The sequence below is a fragment of the Mesorhizobium sp. M4A.F.Ca.ET.020.02.1.1 genome, from assembly GCF_004022645.1.
GTDB lineage: Bacteria > Pseudomonadota > Alphaproteobacteria > Rhizobiales > Rhizobiaceae > Mesorhizobium.
The window spans coordinates 1-3099 of sequence record NZ_RZOI01000710.1 but is presented as its reverse complement, the minus strand read 5'-3'; the positions used below and the strand labels follow the sequence as shown (position 1 = coordinate 3099).

Genomic DNA, 3099 nt, shown 5'->3' with positions numbered 1-3099 from the left:
AAGCCGGGGAGAGGATACGCCGATGTGGGGGGATGGTGAAGGGACTACATCCGTCGCGCGACGCGAGAGCAATGCTCCTATATGACTCCGCCCGCCGAATAGCTTTTTTCAGACATAATGTACGAATGCGTCTTGGTGAGCTTAGCTTTATCTCCCTCTGCGATTTCCGCACTTCGGAGTACCGACTGCAAAACCAACATCTTCTCGTGTGTGCATTTTAGCGGCACGCTATCGTTTTTTGCGCCAATAACTGACTTGATGCGTTTGTATTTGACCGCTTCTCCTTCCAGCTCTTTATGAAATTCAAGCAGTTCCACCCCACTAGGCAGCAACCGCTCGCCAAGATAGATATAATACTTTGGAAATTCCTCCTTGTTTTCCCTGAGTCGCGGCCACATTCCGGCAACCAATCGAGATAGAGACTCGTCATTCGTCCAAACAAATTCTGTTTCCTCAAGGAACTTAAAAATGGTTTTGGCTAATCCGAACCGAGAAAGAATCCAGATCGCAGCGTAGACCGAGCAGAAATCGTCCTTTGGAAAATAGGTTAGGATCGCCTTCAGTGAACCTGCCTCTGTTCCATCATATTCGATCTTGGCTTCTACGAGGCGTTTTGCAAGAATCAATCGGAAGTAGTCGTCGCAAACCAATCCTCGCTCAAACACGGCCTTAATCCTATCGAAATCGACCTTACGAACACCGCATATCCCTACGTTTCGTAGTGCCGAGTCGCGTAAATTAGGATGGAGTGACATAAAATATTCGAACAGGATATCCGGAATTCTTGCCGAAAACCTATTGTATATACCTATCAGTCTTTTTACTATCTTCTCACCATTTCCCACCTTGAAGTAGCCGCGTTTATATAGTTCCTCGAAAACCTGCGATACCTTTTTAATTTTCGCTTCTATAGACTCGCCCGCCGAGGTCATTGCAAGCAGCCGTGCCTCCAATTGCTCTAAGAAGCGATTGTCCCGCACTCTGAAATGTGAATAGGCCTCTTTGGCAGTCAATATCCGGGTCTTACCGGCATTCAATCTCAGACTGCGTGATTGCAATACCAGATCAGTATCTCGAAGTAACTTCTTCGCGTCTTCGATGGTGTCCACGCCTGCATCGATATCATCCATGAACCGCGCATAATTCTTTTGAGAACGCTGCTCCATAAAGCGATCCAACTCAAATAGGTAGCAGTGAGCAAGCAGCCTTGGTGCGTCGAGATCGATTTGTGGCAAACCTATTTGACGTGGAGGCATGAAATCTGGTCGCCAAGCGAGTGCGGATATTATATGAAGATAGAAATCAAAGAGCGACTCTTGGACCGTCACGAAAGACGTAATCACGTTCCGCAACTGTACAAGATCGATGAAATCGTAGTAATTCGATATATCAGTGACGACTACAAACTTGTTTTCATCACGAAAGTCTAATATTTTTTCTTGAAATTTCTTCCATGATTTGAATGTTCCGTACTCTTGTTCGTCGGTCGGCTTGAAGCTGTGATCTTGCGGCTCAAAAAACGCGTTTTTGGACGGGGACTGTTTCTTGATGTCGCTGTAGAGCCTGTCCGAAAGGCATTGCAGTATGATGGCTGCCTCGACCGAGGTCTGAACCATCAGTCGGCACAATCCGAGAGTTTTTTCGACATGGTAGCGCCGGGGCTGGCTTACACCGAAATTCCCCCTACGGATGGCCGATCGTATTCGCGCAATCACAGCATCGATGCTTGACTGAAGATCGAGATACTCCACAGGGTCCGGGAATACTTGTCTTTTTAGATCGTATCTTGTTTTCTTCCGCCACTTCTCTTCCAGTCGCTTGGCGGTGAGATACCTTAGGATATCTTGAGCTCTCAGGCTGTATTTTGGAGAGTGTTGGGTCACTCAAATTACCCAAGAGAGAAGTCGGCGTATCTAGATTCTACTCTTTAGCCAAAAGCGCAGCCGACGTCTATCTTGTCTCCATTGGCAGAACGCGGCCGCCAACTGATTTCGAAATCCCTCATAAGCGCTGGGACGAACGCCCTTGGGTGAAGTCGGTTGTCTCAGCTAACACGCTTCCCGTCGATGAAGATATTGCGCCTAACAAGTGACGGCCGAGTCCTCGTTTCGATGCGAATTGAGAAGCCCTTTAGGATCAGGCGAATTGCTTCTTCCTCGGTTCGGACGAGGACCTCGTTCTTTTTGAGGTGTTTGATGTTCCGGGCTTCAGGATCCCCGAGAACGAATAGCCCGTCTTTCTGTGCTGGCGGCCATTTCCGGCCATCGGAAGTCAACCGATAGATTCTCATCACCATCCCTGATGTTGTCCGAGGGTCTTTGTCGGCTGCTCGTTCGACGGTCTACACAGACCTCAATCCCCCATCTTCAGCGCCTGGATAAACGCCTCCTGCGGGATATCCACTTTGCCGAACTGCCGCATCCGCTTCTTGCCCTCTTTCTGCTTGTCGAGCAGCTTGCGCTTGCGCGAGACGTCGCCGCCGTAGCATTTGGCGGTGACGTCCTTGCGCAGGGCCGAGACGGTCTCGCGGGCGATGATGCGGCCGCCTATTGCCGCCTGGATCGGGATCTTGAACAGGTGCTGCGGGATCAGCTCCTTCAGCTTCTCGCACATCTGGCGGCCACGCTTTTCAGCCGCCGTGCGGTGCACCAGCATGGACAGCGCGTCGACCGGCTCGTCATTGACCAGGATCGACATCTTGACCAGGTCGCCCTCGCGATAGTCGGTCAGGTGATAGTCGAAGGAGGCGTAGCCCTTGGAGATCGACTTCAGGCGATCGTAGAAGTCGAAGACGACCTCGTTGAGCGGCAGGTCGTAGGTGAGCATGGCGCGCTTGCCGACATAGGAGAGATCGGCCTGAATGCCGCGCCTGTCCTGGCAGAGTTTCAGGATGCCGCCGAGATAGTCGTCAGGCGTCAGGATGGTGGCGCGGATCCACGGTTCCTCGATCGAGGCGATCTTGACCACGTCGGGCATGTCGGCCGGGTTGTGCAGCTCCTTCACCGTGCCGTCGTTGAGGTTCATGCGGTAGACGACGGACGGCGCGGTGGCGATGAGGTCGAGGTTGAACTCGCGTTCCAGCCGCTCCTGGATGATCTC

General features: G+C 51.6%; 1 protein-coding gene and 1 pseudogene. Both read right to left on the bottom strand.

From position 1 onward, the window contains the following. Positions 1-77: 77 nt before the first annotated feature. Positions 78-1883, bottom strand: a complete 1806-nt coding sequence (locus EN742_RS29770; RefSeq protein ID WP_126057240.1) for an RNA-directed DNA polymerase — start codon at positions 1881-1883, stop codon at positions 78-80. A 469-nt stretch (positions 1884-2352) separates the two neighbouring features. Beyond that, positions 2353-3099: pseudogene (locus EN742_RS29765) on the bottom strand (elongation factor 4); the annotation flags it as partial.